The organism is Pelotomaculum sp. FP (assembly GCF_004369245.1).
Lineage (GTDB): Bacteria > Bacillota > Desulfotomaculia > Desulfotomaculales > Pelotomaculaceae > Pelotomaculum_C > Pelotomaculum_C schinkii.
This window is the reverse complement of record NZ_QFGB01000174.1, coordinates 1-314: the sequence shown is the minus strand read 5'-3', so window position 1 is coordinate 314 and position 314 is coordinate 1. Positions and strand designations below refer to the sequence as shown.

The 314-nt window shown below is 53.5% G+C and carries 1 protein-coding gene; it reads left to right on the top strand.

Annotated features, from left to right (window positions below; translation table 11 throughout):
* On the top strand, positions 1-314 hold a 314-nt coding region (locus tag Psfp_RS21235; protein WP_243120847.1), incomplete at both ends, for a methyl-accepting chemotaxis protein.

Below are 314 nucleotides of genomic sequence, written 5' to 3'. Positions count from 1 at the left end.
CAGTCCCTGTCGCAGGGCGCGGCAGAGTCGGCCAGCACCATGGAACAGCTCACTTCCTCCATGAATGAAATGAACTCCCAGACCAAACAAAACGCCGATAACGCCATGCAGGCCAACCAGCTTGCCACCCAGGCCAGAAGTATCGCGGAGAAAGGCAATAATCAGATGATTCAGATGGTCAGGGCCATGAGCGATATTAATGAATCCGCCGCTAATATATCTAAAATAATCAAGGCAATTGATGAGATTGCCTTCCAGACCAATATCCTGGCCTTAAACGCGGCGGTAGAGGCGGCCCGCGCCGGCAAGCACGG